This window comes from Klebsiella sp. CSG-1, assembly GCF_056521145.1.
In genome coordinates, this window is the sequence record NZ_JBWNLD010000025.1 from 1 (window position 1) to 13233 (window position 13233).

Annotated in this window: 19 protein-coding genes; 6 read left to right on the forward strand and 13 right to left on the reverse strand. The window is 52.7% G+C overall.

The window, feature by feature from the left end; genetic code table 11:
- The first annotated feature begins 344 nt into the window (after positions 1-344).
- Positions 345-899, forward strand: a complete 555-nt coding sequence (locus AC007G_RS27790; protein WP_032690506.1) for a gamma carbonic anhydrase family protein — start codon at positions 345-347, stop codon at positions 897-899.
- On the opposite strand, the gene AC007G_RS27795 is transcribed toward AC007G_RS27790, so the two are convergent.
- From AC007G_RS27795 to dprA, 6 genes are read right to left on the reverse strand one after another with little or no spacing between them, the layout of a single operon-like run.
- Positions 875-1132 (reverse strand): DUF1488 family protein, encoded by a 258-nt coding sequence (locus AC007G_RS27795; RefSeq protein WP_032690493.1) that lies wholly within the window; start codon positions 1130-1132, stop codon positions 875-877. The genes AC007G_RS27790 and AC007G_RS27795 overlap by 25 nt on opposite strands.
- Positions 1129-1947: a shikimate dehydrogenase gene (gene aroE / locus AC007G_RS27800; protein WP_032690492.1), complete on the reverse strand. Its 819-nt coding sequence runs from the start codon at positions 1945-1947 to the stop codon at positions 1129-1131. The genes AC007G_RS27795 and aroE overlap by 4 nt, the downstream gene beginning before the upstream one ends.
- A gap of 3 nt (positions 1948-1950) precedes the next feature.
- A complete protein-coding gene (gene tsaC, locus AC007G_RS27805; RefSeq protein ID WP_032690491.1) occupies positions 1951-2523 on the reverse strand; it encodes an L-threonylcarbamoyladenylate synthase type 1 TsaC in 573 nt (190 codons plus the stop codon).
- Positions 2516-3070 carry a DNA topoisomerase family protein gene (locus AC007G_RS27810; protein ID WP_047663532.1) on the reverse strand — a complete coding sequence of 185 codons (555 nt, stop codon included), beginning with the start codon at positions 3068-3070 and terminating at the stop codon, positions 2516-2518. Before AC007G_RS27810 ends, tsaC begins: the two co-directional genes overlap by 8 nt.
- A 26-nt stretch (positions 3071-3096) precedes the next feature.
- On the reverse strand, positions 3097-3570 hold the full coding sequence (gene smg / locus AC007G_RS27815; protein WP_004868322.1) for a DUF494 family protein Smg: 474 nt from the start codon (positions 3568-3570) through the stop codon (positions 3097-3099).
- Complete coding sequence (gene dprA, locus AC007G_RS27820) at positions 3542-4666, reverse strand: DNA-protecting protein DprA (RefSeq protein WP_142631189.1); 1125 nt, start codon at positions 4664-4666, stop codon at positions 3542-3544. The genes smg and dprA overlap by 29 nt, the downstream gene beginning before the upstream one ends.
- Positions 4667-4794: 128 nt before the next feature.
- Between dprA and def the strand changes: the two genes are divergently transcribed.
- From def to mscL, 5 genes are all read left to right on the forward strand, one after another.
- A complete protein-coding gene (gene def, locus AC007G_RS27825; protein WP_032690489.1) occupies positions 4795-5304 on the forward strand; it encodes a peptide deformylase in 510 nt (169 codons plus the stop codon).
- Positions 5305-5318: 14 nt separating this feature from the next.
- Positions 5319-6266, forward strand: coding sequence for a methionyl-tRNA formyltransferase (gene fmt, locus AC007G_RS27830; protein WP_032690488.1), 948 nt, complete (start codon positions 5319-5321; stop codon positions 6264-6266).
- A 52-nt stretch (positions 6267-6318) separates the two neighbouring features.
- Entirely contained in the window at positions 6319-7614 is a 1296-nt protein-coding gene (rsmB, locus tag AC007G_RS27835; protein ID WP_046853403.1) for a 16S rRNA (cytosine(967)-C(5))-methyltransferase RsmB, read from the forward strand.
- 13 nt (positions 7615-7627) lie between these two features.
- Complete coding sequence (gene trkA / locus AC007G_RS27840) at positions 7628-9004, forward strand: Trk system potassium transporter TrkA (protein WP_032690486.1); 1377 nt, start codon at positions 7628-7630, stop codon at positions 9002-9004.
- A gap of 143 nt (positions 9005-9147) precedes the next feature.
- Positions 9148-9561, forward strand: a complete 414-nt coding sequence (gene mscL, locus AC007G_RS27845) for a large-conductance mechanosensitive channel protein MscL (protein ID WP_032690485.1) — start codon at positions 9148-9150, stop codon at positions 9559-9561.
- Here mscL and AC007G_RS27850 read toward each other — a convergent pair whose 3' ends face one another.
- The 7 genes from AC007G_RS27850 to rpsK all read right to left on the reverse strand — a co-directional run bounded on the left by AC007G_RS27850 (position 9562) and on the right by rpsK (position 13224).
- On the reverse strand, positions 9562-9777 hold the full coding sequence (locus tag AC007G_RS27850; RefSeq protein ID WP_032690484.1) for an alternative ribosome-rescue factor A: 216 nt from the start codon (positions 9775-9777) through the stop codon (positions 9562-9564).
- Between the two features lie 57 nt (positions 9778-9834).
- Positions 9835-10260 carry a Zn(2+)-responsive transcriptional regulator gene (gene zntR, locus AC007G_RS27855; protein ID WP_032690483.1) on the reverse strand — a complete coding sequence of 142 codons (426 nt, stop codon included), beginning with the start codon at positions 10258-10260 and terminating at the stop codon, positions 9835-9837.
- 2 nt (positions 10261-10262) lie between these two features.
- Complete coding sequence (locus tag AC007G_RS27860) at positions 10263-10631, reverse strand: DnaJ family domain-containing protein (RefSeq protein ID WP_032690482.1); 369 nt, start codon at positions 10629-10631, stop codon at positions 10263-10265.
- 107 nt (positions 10632-10738) lie between these two features.
- Entirely contained in the window at positions 10739-11125 is a 387-nt protein-coding gene (rplQ, locus tag AC007G_RS27865; RefSeq protein ID WP_004868344.1) for a 50S ribosomal protein L17, read from the reverse strand.
- Between the two features lie 40 nt (positions 11126-11165).
- A complete protein-coding gene (locus tag AC007G_RS27870; RefSeq protein WP_002919219.1) occupies positions 11166-12155 on the reverse strand; it encodes a DNA-directed RNA polymerase subunit alpha in 990 nt (329 codons plus the stop codon).
- Positions 12156-12180: 25 nt separating this feature from the next.
- A complete protein-coding gene (gene rpsD / locus AC007G_RS27875) occupies positions 12181-12801 on the reverse strand; it encodes a 30S ribosomal protein S4 (protein ID WP_004868345.1) in 621 nt (206 codons plus the stop codon).
- Between the two features lie 33 nt (positions 12802-12834).
- Positions 12835-13224 (reverse strand): 30S ribosomal protein S11, encoded by a 390-nt coding sequence (gene rpsK, locus AC007G_RS27880; RefSeq protein WP_004138423.1) that lies wholly within the window; start codon positions 13222-13224, stop codon positions 12835-12837.
- Positions 13225-13233 lie beyond the last annotated feature (9 nt).

A 13233-nucleotide genomic window follows, 5' to 3' on the forward strand; every position in this document is an offset into this window, starting at 1 on the left:
AATAAATTGTTAAAGAGCAGTGCGACGGCGCTGAGCGCTCTGTCGCGAGGTGGCGTATATTACGCTTTCCTCTTTCAGAGTCAACCCTGAATTTCAGAATTTTTTCTCTGCCGACCCGGCTTACTCTGTGAACTCGTTCACATGTGCCGTGTCAGTGGGAGCGCATTATAGGGATCCCATTTTATTGCACAAGTCTTTTATCGATCTTTTTTTCCAAGTGATGTTTTTTCGCCCTTTTCGCGGCGTTATTGTTCAGATTGCTCAATTTTCACCACAATAAGGGGTTGCAGGTGGCCGCAAAAGCCACCAAAGTCTTCGTACAACCCAGGTTTATTGAGGTAACCATGTCCGCTAATTTACGTCCTTATAAAGATTTATTCCCACAAACCGGCCAGCGAGTGATGATCGATGCCACCAGCGTAGCGATCGGCGATGTCCGAATGGCTGATGATGTCAGCATCTGGCCGCTGGTTGCTATTCGCGGAGATGTTAACTACGTGGCAATCGGTGCCCGCACTAACATTCAGGATGGTAGCGTGCTACATGTCACCCACAAATCCTCCTCTAACCCTCAGGGGAATCCTCTGATCATTGGCGAAGAGGTCACCGTCGGTCACAAGGTCATGCTGCATGGCTGCACTATCGGCAATCGGGTACTGGTTGGCATGGGTTCGATTTTGCTGGATGGCGTTGTAGTAGAAGACGACGTGATGATTGGCGCCGGTAGTCTGGTCCCGCAAAACAAACGGCTGGAAAGCGGCTATCTCTATTTTGGCAACCCGGTGAAACAAATCCGCCCCCTGACGGAGGCGGAACGGGCAGGTCTGCTCTATTCAGCAAACAACTATGTGAAATGGAAAAACGATTATCTGGATCAGGAGAACCACACCCAGCCCTGATCATCTTCCTGCTGGTCGCGGATCAATACTTCAGCCTCTTCTTCCAGATCCCAGCGATGGCGACAAAACGCGGCCAGCCACTGCTCGGGGGTATCACCATCGAAGCGCTGCTTTAACGTCGCCCCCCTGATTGCACAGGTGAGCTGCATACCATTAACCAGCACGGGAAAGGTGACACACTGTCGGTCGGTATCCCACTCTTCTCTGTCAGGAAACTGAATCGCCTGATTCACGTATTCAGTTCCTTATGTAAGGCCTGAATAACCGGCGTAATCTCTGGCAGAACCCCATGCCAGAGCAGAACTGCATGGGCGGCCTGCGCCACCAGCATACCCAGCCCATCGGCACACATTGTCGCACCATGATCCTGGCACCAGTGTAAAAACGGTGTGCAGCCCTTCTGGTAAAACATGTCATAACAATAAACGTGCGTATTGATTAAGGACGCGGGAACTGCCGGCACATCACCGCTGATACCACTGGAAGTTGCATTAATAATGAGATCGAACTCATGTCCAGCCAGTGATTCCATCTCAAGCGCGCATACACTACCGGTATGCGCAAACAGTGTCGCCAGCTCCTGCGCGCGGGAATAAGTCCGGTTGACAATAGTGACAGCGCAATCCAGTGACAGCAGGGGTAACAAGACACCCCGCGATGCGCCGCCGGCCCCGATAAGTAATACCCGATAGCCCGGTTTAATGAACCCCAGCCGCTCCAGATCGCTCAGCAGCCCAATCCCATCGGTGTTGTCCCCCAGCAAACGTCCATCGTCCAGCCTCTTTAGGGTATTCACCGCCCCCGCCAGGGCCGCGCGCTCAGTCAGTTCATCCGCTCGGGCAAACGCTTCCTCCTTGAACGGAACGGTAACGTTAGCCCCCTTTCCCCCTTCGGCGAAGAAGGTATCCAGGGTATGGATAAAATCGTCCAGCGGCGCCAGAACTCGCCCATACGGATGCGCAATCTGCAGCTGCTGCGCAAAGCGCTGGTGAATAGAGGGGGACTTACTGTGGGCGATCGGATTTCCGAAGACAGCGTAGGTTTGCATAAATTATCCCTGGCGAAAGAGTTCGCCCGTCAGGGCATCGCGAATTTCAGACGGATTCTGACGACCACCCGTTGCACCATCGACGACCGGGAAACTGGCGCCAAACTGAGTCAGAACTTCAGCCGTGGTACGGCAAGGCGGCTGACCGGATAAATTCGCGCTGGTTGAAACCAGCGGTTTGCCATAGGCCTCACACAATTCGACCACCAGCGGATGATCGCTGACGCGTACCGCCAGGGAATCAAAACGCCCGGTCAGCCAGCGTGGCGTTGTGGCACGAGCCGGAAAGACAAAAGTAACCGGCCCCGGCCAGCAGGAGAAGATCGCCGCTCGCTGTGCATCATTAAGCCGCGAATCATCAATATAAGGTATCAGCTGTTCATAGCTGGCCGCGATCAGGATGAGACCCTTCTCAACGGGGCGTTGTTTAAGCGCCAGCAGGCGCATGACCGCCGTTTCGCTGTCAGGATCGCAGCCTACGCCAAAAACGGCTTCTGTTGGATAGGCGATGACATCTTCGTTATGCAGTACCGTCACGGCATGAGCGACGGTTTCTGAGTGCAGGTTCTTATTCACTGATTTGTTCCGCCGGGATCGGCTTTCCACATTGTTTACTGGCACAAAAGCGTCTGACGCCCTGCGCCGTTTTCTTTTCGATTAATAGCGGATAGTGGCATTCAGGGCATTCACCCGCTACCGGTTTGAAGTTGATAACGAACTGGCAATCGGGGTAACGATCGCAGGAATGAAAGGTTTTGCCGAAACGAGAACGGCGCTGAACCAGCTGCCCTTGCCCACACTGCGGGCAGGAAATCGCTGTTTCGTCAGGCTTATCAATAGTTTCAGTATGCTCACATTCCGGATAACGGCTGCAACCAACAAACATACCGAAGCGCCCCTGGCGCAACACCATAACGGCACCGCAAGACGGACACTCCTGTCCCTCCAGTACCTTTACGATATGTCCGTCCGCCTGATTTTTCAGCGGACGGACATAGTCACAGTCCGGATAGTGCGAGCAACCGAGAAACGGCCCGTGTTTCCCGGAGCGGATTACCAGTTCAGCCCCGCACTGTGGGCAGGGCTCATTTTTACGCACCGAAAACAGTGCTAATTTGGTCATAACAACTCGATGTTGCCGCAATAAGATTAATGCAGCATACCTTCATTTACTTCGAAGAGTAATTCTTCCATTTGTTGATAGGCATTTTCACAGCCCGGAATATTGAACAGTACCATCAGGATCACCCATTTCAGGTCTTCCAGATCAAATTCTGCTGTATCCAGAGCTAGCACACGCTCTATCACCATTTCCCGCGTTTCGAGGTTCAACACCTGAATCTGCTCGAGGAATAATAAAAATCCCCGGCAACTGGCATCCAGACGCAGACACTCTTCTTCGGTATAAATCCGCAAAGAGAGCGGGTCAGAAGCAAGCTGCATGGGAGCAACGAGCCCCTCTTGATAGTCAGCCAGTTTCTCGAGCCACATCAACGCGTTATAGATATCTTCCCGATCGAATCCTGCATCGGTGAGATCCCGGGTCAGTTTATCCTGGTCCACGCGCATTTCTGCTTCGTTTTGGATGTAAGTCTCAAACAAATACATGAGTACGTCGAACATGGCTTGCCCTCCTTAATCGGACATAGCCGCCGGGTACAGCTGCGATCCAGCCTGCTAACTCCAGTTCAAGTAGCTGAGCTACGGTCACTGGCACAGATTGGCCGGCACGTTCAGCGACAACGTCAACAGGTGTTACCTCATCTCCTACGTTAGCCAGGAGCTCTGGAAATGGCAATGCTACGGGAGGCGGATCCATGCAATTATTTATATTGTCAGGCACATCCTGGAGCCATTGCAGCTCCTGCTGGCAATACGCGATGATATCTTGCGCTGATGTCACGGGGATGGCGCCTTGTTTAATCAGCCAGTGTGGACCTTCGGAACCAGGATTACCTACCGGCCCGGGTAATGCAAAAACCTCTCTTCCTTGTTCCAGCGCACAGCGAACCGTCACCAGCGAGCCGCTTTTCAGGGCGGCCTCAATCACCAGCACGCCAATACTGAGTCCGCTGATAATTCGATTCCGACGAGGGAAATTTCCCGGCCACGGGGAGGTTGTAAGGGGAAACTCAGACAGCAATGCTCCCCCGCTATCCACTATCTTCCCGGCTAATGCATGATGACGACGCGGATAGATTGCGCCTAATCCATTGCCGAGTACGCCGATTGTCTTCCCACGTGCCTCAAGTGCGCCGCGGTGAGCGACGCCGTCAATGCCAATAGCCAGGCCGCTGGTAATGGTGATACCAAGATGCGCCAGCTCTTCGCTGAACTGTTTCCCCCACCGAGCACCGTACCAGGAGTGGGAGCGGCTGCCGACAACGGCCAGCTGTAAACTGCTCAACACGGCCAAATCTCCGCAAACGAAAAGCGCGCCGGGATAGTCAGCGATGGCACGCAGTCGAGGAGGATAATAAGGGCTATCGGCCAGCAGCAGGTGGTGCCCGGGTTGCTCCAGCCACAATAGCGTAGACTCAAGCTCTCGTTGGCCAACGGATAGAAATTGCTTCACTTGCGCTGCGCTCAGACCGCAGCCGTACAATACTTCACTATCTGGCACCCGGGCTGCACGCAGTATTCTGGCAGCCATCACCATACCGTCGCCATAAAGGTTGCTCACCTTCATCAGACGCAGCCAGATCTCCGTAGGTGCCATCCCTGTCCCCTGCCATAAGTGGCTTTAACAATCTTTGCGATTGGACAGCGAGACTGTCAATTAGAGGGGGTTTTGTCTAGAATAGAGCTAATAATCTTATCAACTCCTGAATACGACTCTGGATCTTTATGGCAGTTTTGCAAGTGTTACATATCCCGGACGAGCGCCTTCGCAAAGTCGCTGAACCGGTAAAAGAAGTCAATGCGGAAATTCAACGTATCGTTGATGATATGTTCGAGACGATGTACGCGGAAGAAGGTATCGGTCTGGCCGCTACCCAGGTAGATATCCATCAGCGCATTATCGTTATCGATGTCTCGGAAAACCGTGAACAGCAGCTGGTGTTAATCAACCCGGAGCTGTTGGAAAAAGACGGTGAAACGGGCATCGAAGAAGGTTGCTTGTCTATCCCGGAACAGCGCGCACTGGTGCCACGTGCCGAAACCGTGAAGATTCGTGCATTGGATCGCGAAGGCAAGCCGTTTGAACTGAATGCTGACGGCCTGCTGGCTATCTGTATCCAGCATGAAATGGATCACCTGGTAGGCAAACTGTTTATCGATTATCTGTCGCCGCTTAAACAACAGCGTATTCGCCAGAAAGTTGAAAAACTGGACCGTTTGCGTACGCGTGCCTGAGGACAAGGACTAACGTGTCACAATCACTACGTATTATCTTTGCGGGAACCCCCGATTTTGCAGCGCGTCATCTCGATGCGCTGCTGTCGTCTGGGCACCAGATTGTTGGCGTATTTACCCAGCCCGATCGCCCTGCCGGCCGCGGCAAAAAATTGCAGCCAGGCCCGGTAAAGGTTCTTGCACAGGCGCACAATCTGCCGGTGTTCCAGCCTGTCTCCCTGCGCCCGCAGGAAAATCAGCAGCTGGTAGCCTCTCTGAATGCCGATGTCATGGTCGTCGTAGCCTACGGATTGATTCTGCCCAAAGCAGTTCTGGATATGCCACGACTGGGCTGCATCAACGTACACGGCTCTTTGCTGCCGCGCTGGCGCGGCGCGGCGCCTATTCAGCGCTCACTCTGGGCGGGTGATGCTGAAACCGGCGTAACCATCATGCAGATGGATGTCGGTCTGGATACCGGAGATATGCTGCATAAACTCTCCTGCCCGATCTCTGCGCAAGATACCAGCGCCAGTCTGTATGACAAACTAGCAGAACTCGGCCCACAAGGGTTGCTGGAAACGTTAACTCAGCTCGCAAACGGCTCGACTCAGCCGGAAGTCCAGGATGAGGCGTTGGTGACCTACGCTGAGAAGCTCAGTAAAGAAGAAGCCCGCATTGACTGGTCTCTTTCCGCTGCGCAGCTCGAACGTTGCATTCGCGCATTCAACCCGTGGCCCATGAGCTGGCTGGAAATTGATGAGCAACCGGTGAAAGTGTGGCAGGCATCCGTCATTGCTGAAACCAGCGGTGCTGAACCTGGTACGATCGTGGCCGCTGGCAAGCAAGGTATTCAGATCGCAACCGGCAATGGCATCCTGAACCTCGAGTCATTGCAGCCGGCAGGTAAAAAAGCGATGAGCGCCCAGGACTTGCTAAATTCTCGCCGGGAATGGTTTATCCCCGGTAACCGTCTATCCTGACGGTAGTCACTGTCTAAAGCCCGGGTTTACCGGGCATTTTTATTTTGCGGTTATGAAAAAAAATCAAAATTTACGCAGTCTGGCGGCGAAAGCCGTTGAGCAGGTTGTCGAACAAGGTCAGTCATTAAGTAACGTTCTGCCGCCATTACAGCAAAAGGTCGGGGAAAAGGACAAAGCGCTGCTGCAAGAGCTGTGTTTTGGTGTCCTGCGTACCCTCAGCCAGCTGGACTGGCTGGTTAACAAACTGATGGCTCGCCCGATGACGGGCAAACAGCGAACCATTCACTATTTAATTATGGTGGGGTTTTATCAGCTGCTCTATACCCGCATTCCGGCCCATGCTGCGCTGGCGGAAACGGTGGAAGGCGCGGTAGCCATCAAACGTCCGCAGTTGAAGGGACTCATCAACGGCGTTTTACGCCAGTTTCAGCGCCAGCAGGAAGCTTTATTGGCCGAATTTGCCCAAAGCGAGAGTCGTTTCCTTCATCCGGCATGGCTGCTCAAGCGTTTGCAAAAATCATGGCCGCAGCAATGGCAAGCGATTGTCGATGCAAATAACCAACGCCCGCCCATGTGGCTGCGCGTAAACCGCAGTCATCATTCACGCGATGAGTGGCTCGCGCTTCTGGAAGAGGCCGGACTGCACGGTTTTACCCACCCTGATTATCCTGATGCGGTGCGTCTGGCAACGCCGGCCCCCGTTCAGGCATTACCCGGATTCGACCAGGGCTGGGTTACCGTCCAGGATGCTTCAGCCCAGGGCTGCATGCGCTATCTGACCCCAGAAAATGGCGAGAGAATCCTCGACCTGTGTGCTGCTCCTGGGGGTAAAACGACGCATATTCTGGAAGTCGCGCCGCAGGCCAGCGTTCTGGCGGTTGATATTGATGAGCAGCGCCTGTCGCGTGTCTATGACAATCTGAAGCGACTCGGCATGAAAGCGCAGGTGAAACAGGGTGATGGCCGCTATCCCGCTCAGTGGTGTGAAGACGAACAGTTTGATCGCATTCTGCTCGATGCCCCCTGTTCCGCAACGGGCGTCATTCGTCGTCATCCGGATATTAAATGGCTACGCCGCGATCGCGACATTGCCGAGCTGGCCCAGCTGCAGGCGGAGATTCTTGACGCCATCTGGTCTCATCTGAAACCTGGCGGAACACTGGTCTATGCGACCTGCTCAATTCTTCCGGAAGAGAATAGCCAGCAAATTGCTGCCTTCCTCAAGCGTACGCCAGATGCAGAGCTCAGCCTCACCGGCACGCCTGAGCTGCCGGGCGTGCAAAATTTGCCCGGCGCAGAAGAGGGTGACGGGTTCTTTTACGCTAAGCTGATCAAACATCGGAAATAATGGATCACTGCTGATGAAGATTATTATTCTGGGCGCCGGTCAGGTAGGCGGAACTCTTGCGGAAAACCTCGTGGGAGAGAACAACGATATCACCCTGGTCGACACCAATGGTGACCGCCTGCGCAGCCTGCAGGATAAATTTGACCTCCGCGTTGTTCAGGGACACGGTTCCCACCCACGCGTGCTGCGTGAAGCTGGCGCCGACGATGCCGACATGCTGGTTGCCGTAACCAGTTCAGATGAAACCAATATGGTGGCCTGCCAGGTTGCCTATTCACTGTTCAATACGCCTAATCGTATTGCGCGTATCCGTTCCCCGGATTATGTACGAGATGCCGAAAAACTGTTCCACTCGGAAGCGGTGCCTATCGATCATCTGATCGCGCCTGAACAGTTAGTTATCGACAATATCTACCGACTTATTGAATATCCAGGTGCACTGCAGGTCGTAAACTTTGCCGAAGGTAAAGTCAGCCTCGCGGTCGTAAAAGCCTACTACGGCGGTCCACTGGTAGGGAATGCGCTCTCGACAATGCGTGAACATATGCCGCATATCGATACTCGCGTAGCGGCCATTTTCCGCCACGACAGACCCATCCGTCCGCAGGGTTCGACAATCGTTGAAGCCGGCGATGAAGTGTTCTTCATTGCCGCATCGCAGCATATTCGCGCCGTCATGAGCGAACTGCAGCGCCTGGAAAAACCCTATAAGCGCATCATGCTGGTTGGCGGGGGCAATATCGGTGCAGGTCTTGCTCGTCGTCTTGAGAAAGATTACAGCGTTAAGCTGATCGAACGCGATCAGCAACGCGCCGCCGAGCTTGCGGAGAAACTACAGAATACTATTGTCTTCTATGGCGATGCCTCGGATCAGGAACTGCTAGCGGAAGAACACATCGATCAAGTGGATCTCTTCATTGCCGTCACCAATGACGATGAAGCCAATATCATGTCTGCAATGCTGGCCAAACGGATGGGCGCCAAAAAAGTCATGGTGTTGATCCAGCGGAAAGCCTACGTCGATCTGGTGCAGGGTAGCGTGATCGATATTGCTATATCGCCGCAGCAAGCCACGATCTCCGCCCTACTGAGCCATGTCCGTAAGGCCGATATTGTTGGCGTCTCCTCACTGCGCCGCGGTGTCGCAGAGGCCATTGAAGCTGTAGCTCACGGCGATGAAAGTACCTCCCGTGTAGTGGGTCGTTCGATCGATGAGATCAAGCTACCGCCGGGCACGATCATCGGTGCTGTCGTCCGTGGCAATGACGTAATGATCGCGAATAATAACCTGCGTATTGAGCAGGGCGATCACGTCATTATGTTTCTGACCGACAAAAAATTTATATCCGACGTCGAGCGTCTTTTCCAACCCAGTCCTTTCTTCCTCTAATTGCACGGGCGCCTGTATGGCGCCCTTTTTGATTATCCTTTATATATCAGGGGATAATATTTTTTAGCAATTATTCAACAGCAATGGCAAATGGAAATACATTTGATAAACTTATCACTGTTAGCGGGTTCATGGAGAATAAAATGAGTATTTTAAAAGAGTTTCGCGACTTCGCGATGCGCGGGAATGTTGTTGATTTGGCAGTGGGTGTCATCATCGGTGCGGCATTTGGTAAAATTGTATCGTCATTGGTTGCCGATATTATTATGCCGCCACTAGGCCTGCTGATTGGTGGAATTGATTTTAAATCGTTCGCCGTCACGTTACGCGATGCACACGGCGATGTCCCGGCTGTGGTAATGCATTATGGGGTGTTTATCCAGAACGTGTTTGATTTCGTGATCGTGGCCTTTGCCATTTTTATGGCGATCAAACTGATGAATAACCTGAATCGCAAAAAGGCAGAGGCTCCTGCTGCGCCACCGGCACCAACGAAAGAAGAAGTATTGTTGAGTGAGATTCGCGATCTGCTGAAAGAACAGAATAACCGTTCGTAATCAGGCAACAGAAAGCAGAAGGCCAGTGGTAAAAAAGCGATTCACTCTTTTGCCACTGGCCTCCCGGTCATTCCGCCCCGCATGTTTATCTTTACGTTGGTAGCTGCCTTTCCCCTTCCGGTTTTTCTCTACTCTCTGTCTGAATAACGGGTCATGCAGCAACGCCTCAATGGCATTGTCTTTTATTTGCCCTTTGGTGTGTTGATAGCGGCTCATAATAGCTCCTGGATGTGAATGAGATCGGCGGGAGTGTAGATCCGCGCGATGAAAAAATCAACGTTCCGCCGTAGTACTACTGGCTCCTTGCTCAAGGGCCTCGAGAATAGAACAATAGACGCTGCTATGGGCTGTACCGCAGCAGGCCTCATTCAGTCGTTGCAATGAACGGCGCATTGCTTGTAGCTCTTTAATTCGTGCGTCGACTTCGCTCAGACGTGCCTGAACAATGCCTTTTGACTCCTGACAGGTATGATGCTCCGGATCAACGCGGATCGACAATAATTCACGGATCGCTTCAAGGGTAAACCCGAGCTGACGGGCATAGCGGATGAAGCGCAGGCGCTGAAGGTCGTTCTCGGTATAGAGGCGAAATCCACCTTCTGTACGTACATCGTGAGCCATCATCTGCTGTTTTTCATAGTAGCGAATGGTATCGGGCGTGACATCAGCCAGCTTTGCGAGTTCACCAATACGGTACATACCTACTCCTCATCAATTTTATTCTGAAGCCTGTCTGCGTATTCACCACGTAAAAAATCGGTATTCAACCCCGCCTGCCGTAACTTCAGTTCCAGTAAAGCAAGTCGGCGGCTGAGCTCTGCATACTGAGGATCGTCCGGACGGACCGCTTTTAATAAATCGACCAGCGCAACGGCTTCTCTTCGTTGCTCAAGTTCAGGAGGCAGACAGCCAGCATTTTTGAGTAAGCGGTAGCCCGCGCGTAATTCAGGCGGCACATGCAGGTCATCATCCAAAGCCAGTGGCTCTCCACGACCAGGAAGATCATCAAATTCACCTTTGGTTTGTGCATCAAGGATATGGCGTTCTGCCCACTGATCCAGCAACCACATCATTCGGCTCCGGGGATGAACAAAAAGAATACAGGTATTGTAGTGAAGCAGCTGTAGCGAGGATATAAAAAAACCCGCCGAGGCGGGTTTTTTTACGTTACTACAGATTACTCTGCAGCAGCTTCTGCTTTCAGCTCAGCACGATCAACCAGCTCGATGTATGCCATCGGCGCGTTGTCGCCTGCACGGAAGCCACACTTCAGAATGCGAGTGTAACCACCGGCGCGGCTCGCGAAACGCGGGCCCAGCTCGTTAAACAGTTTTGCCACGATCTCGTTATCACGAGTACGGGCGAATGCCAGACGACGATTAGCAACGCTATCAGTCTTGGCAAGAGTAATCAGCGGCTCAACTACGCGACGCAGTTCTTTCGCTTTCGGCAGGGTCGTCTTGATGATTTCATGACGAACCAGCGAACCAGCCATGTTACGGAACATAGCCTGGCGATGGCTGCTGTTGCGGTTCAGTTGACGACCACTCTTACGATGGCGCATGACCTTATCCTTCTCAGTAAAACCTTAACCTGTGATCCGGTTACTCGTCAGCAATGCTTGCCGGTGGCCAGTTTTCCAGGCGCATGCCCAGAGACAGACCACGTGAAGCCAGCACGTCTTTAATCTCGGTAAGAGATTTTTTACCCAGGTTCGGCGTTTTCAGCAACTCAACCTCGGTACGCTGTACCAGATCACCGATATAGTGGATAGCTTCTGCCTTGAGGCAGTTAGCAGAGCGGACAGTCAATTCGAGATCGTCAACAGGGCGCAGCAGGATCGGATCGAATTCTGGTTTCTCTTCTTTCACTTCCGGCTGACGTACATCACGTAAGTCAACGAAAGCTTCCAGTTGTTCTGCCAGGATGGTTGCCGCACGACGAATCGCCTCTTCAGGATCGATTGTGCCGTTGGTTTCCATTTCGATGACCAGCTTGTCCAGGTCGGTACGCTGTTCTACACGCGCTGCTTCAACATTGTAGGCAATACGCTCTACCGGGCTGTAGCATGCGTCGACCAGCAGACGGCCGATTGGGCGCTCATCTTCTTCCGAATGAATTCGGGCAGAAGCCGGCACATAACCGCGACCGCGCTGAACTTTGATACGCATGCTAATAGCTGCGTTCTCATCGGTCAGGTGGCAGATCACATGTTGCGGCTTGACGATTTCGACATCACCGTCATGGGTAATGTCGGCTGCGGTCACAGGGCCAATGCCAGATTTATTCAAAGTAAGGATGACTTCATCTTTACCCTGAACTCTCACCGCAAGCCCTTTCAGGTTGAGCAGGATTTCAAGGATATCTTCCTGAACGCCTTCTTTGGTGCTGTACTCGTGCAGTACACCATCAATCTCAACCTCGGTCACCGCGCAACCCGGCATCGATGAGAGCAGAATACGGCGCAGTGCGTTACCCAGAGTATGGCCAAAGCCACGCTCTAAAGGCTCAAGGGTCACCTTGGCGTGCGTCGAACTCACTTGCTCGATATCGACCAGGCGCGGTTTTAGAAACTCTGTCACAGAACCCTGCATTGTGTCCTCTCTTTGGTACTAAGCTTTACTTGGAGTAAAGCTCGACGATCAGGTGTTCGTTAATGTCCGCAGACAGATCAGAACGTTCCGGCTGACGCTTGAACGTACCTTCCATCTTGCCAGCATCAACTTCCAGCCAGGTTGGCTTTTCACGCTGCTCAGCCAGCTCCAGAGCGGCTTTCACGCGAGATTGCTTTTTCGCTTTCTCACGAATGCTAACAACGTCGTTCGCTTTAACCTGATAAGAAGCAATGTTAACAACACGACCGTTTACCATGATAGCTTTGTGGCTAACCAGCTGACGTGATTCAGCACGAGTCGCGCCGAAGCCCATACGGTATACAACGTTGTCCAGACGGCCTTCCAGCAGAGCCAACAGGTTTTCACCGGTGTTGCCTTTCAGACGTGCTGCTTCTTTATAGTAGTTACGGAACTGACGCTCCAGCACACCGTACATACGGCGAACTTTTTGCTTTTCACGCAACTGCACACCATAGTCAGACAGACGCGGCTTACGCGCACCGTGCTGGCCAGGAGCTTGTTCAATTTTACACTTGGTATCGATCGCGCGAACGCCAGACTTAAGGAATAAGTCGGTGCCCTCACGACGGCTCAGCTTGAGCTTAGGACCCAAATATCTTGCCATTTTCTTTCTCCAACAATCCTAGAAACGAGCGCGTTATACGCGACGTTTTTTCGGCGGACGACAACCGTTATGAGGGATCGGAGTCACATCAGTAATATTAGTGATGCGGAAACCAGCGGCGTTCAGTGCACGAATAGTAGATTCGCGACCCGGACCCGGACCTTTGACCATAACTTCCAGATTCTTGATGCCGTATTCTTTTACGGCTTCAGCGCAACGCTCTGCTGCAACCTGAGCTGCGAACGGAGTGGATTTGCGAGAACCACGGAAACCGGAACCACCGGCTGTTGCCCAACCCAGTGCGTTACCCTGACGATCGGTAATGGTAACGATGGTGTTGTTAAAAGAAGCATGGACATGAGCCACGCCATCAGAGACTTGTTTTCTTACACGCTTACGTGCACGAACTGGTGCCTTTGCCATTATTCAATC

Coding starts and splice junctions, on each gene's coding strand:
- AC007G_RS27850 (WP_032690484.1), bottom strand. CDS start 9,777: ATGAGCCGCTATCAACACACCAAAGGGCAAATAAAAGACAATGCCATT.
- trkA (WP_032690486.1), top strand. CDS start 7,628: ATGAAGATTATTATTCTGGGCGCCGGTCAGGTAGGCGGAACTCTTGCG.
- rpsD (WP_004868345.1), bottom strand. CDS start 12,801: ATGGCAAGATATTTGGGTCCTAAGCTCAAGCTGAGCCGTCGTGAGGGC.
- AC007G_RS27810 (WP_047663532.1), bottom strand. CDS start 3,070: ATGACCAAATTAGCACTGTTTTCGGTGCGTAAAAATGAGCCCTGCCCA.
- mscL (WP_032690485.1), top strand. CDS start 9,148: ATGAGTATTTTAAAAGAGTTTCGCGACTTCGCGATGCGCGGGAATGTT.
- AC007G_RS27870 (WP_002919219.1), bottom strand. CDS start 12,155: ATGCAGGGTTCTGTGACAGAGTTTCTAAAACCGCGCCTGGTCGATATC.
- rpsK (WP_004138423.1), bottom strand. CDS start 13,224: ATGGCAAAGGCACCAGTTCGTGCACGTAAGCGTGTAAGAAAACAAGTC.
- rsmB (WP_046853403.1), top strand. CDS start 6,319: ATGAAAAAAAATCAAAATTTACGCAGTCTGGCGGCGAAAGCCGTTGAG.
- zntR (WP_032690483.1), bottom strand. CDS start 10,260: ATGTACCGTATTGGTGAACTCGCAAAGCTGGCTGATGTCACGCCCGAT.
- def (WP_032690489.1), top strand. CDS start 4,795: ATGGCAGTTTTGCAAGTGTTACATATCCCGGACGAGCGCCTTCGCAAA.
- dprA (WP_142631189.1), bottom strand. CDS start 4,666: ATGGCACCTACGGAGATCTGGCTGCGTCTGATGAAGGTGAGCAACCTT.
- rplQ (WP_004868344.1), bottom strand. CDS start 11,125: ATGCGCCATCGTAAGAGTGGTCGTCAACTGAACCGCAACAGCAGCCAT.
- aroE (WP_032690492.1), bottom strand. CDS start 1,947: ATGCAAACCTACGCTGTCTTCGGAAATCCGATCGCCCACAGTAAGTCC.
- smg (WP_004868322.1), bottom strand. CDS start 3,570: ATGTTCGACGTACTCATGTATTTGTTTGAGACTTACATCCAAAACGAA.
- AC007G_RS27790 (WP_032690506.1), top strand. CDS start 345: ATGTCCGCTAATTTACGTCCTTATAAAGATTTATTCCCACAAACCGGC.
- AC007G_RS27860 (WP_032690482.1), bottom strand. CDS start 10,631: ATGTGGTTGCTGGATCAGTGGGCAGAACGCCATATCCTTGATGCACAA.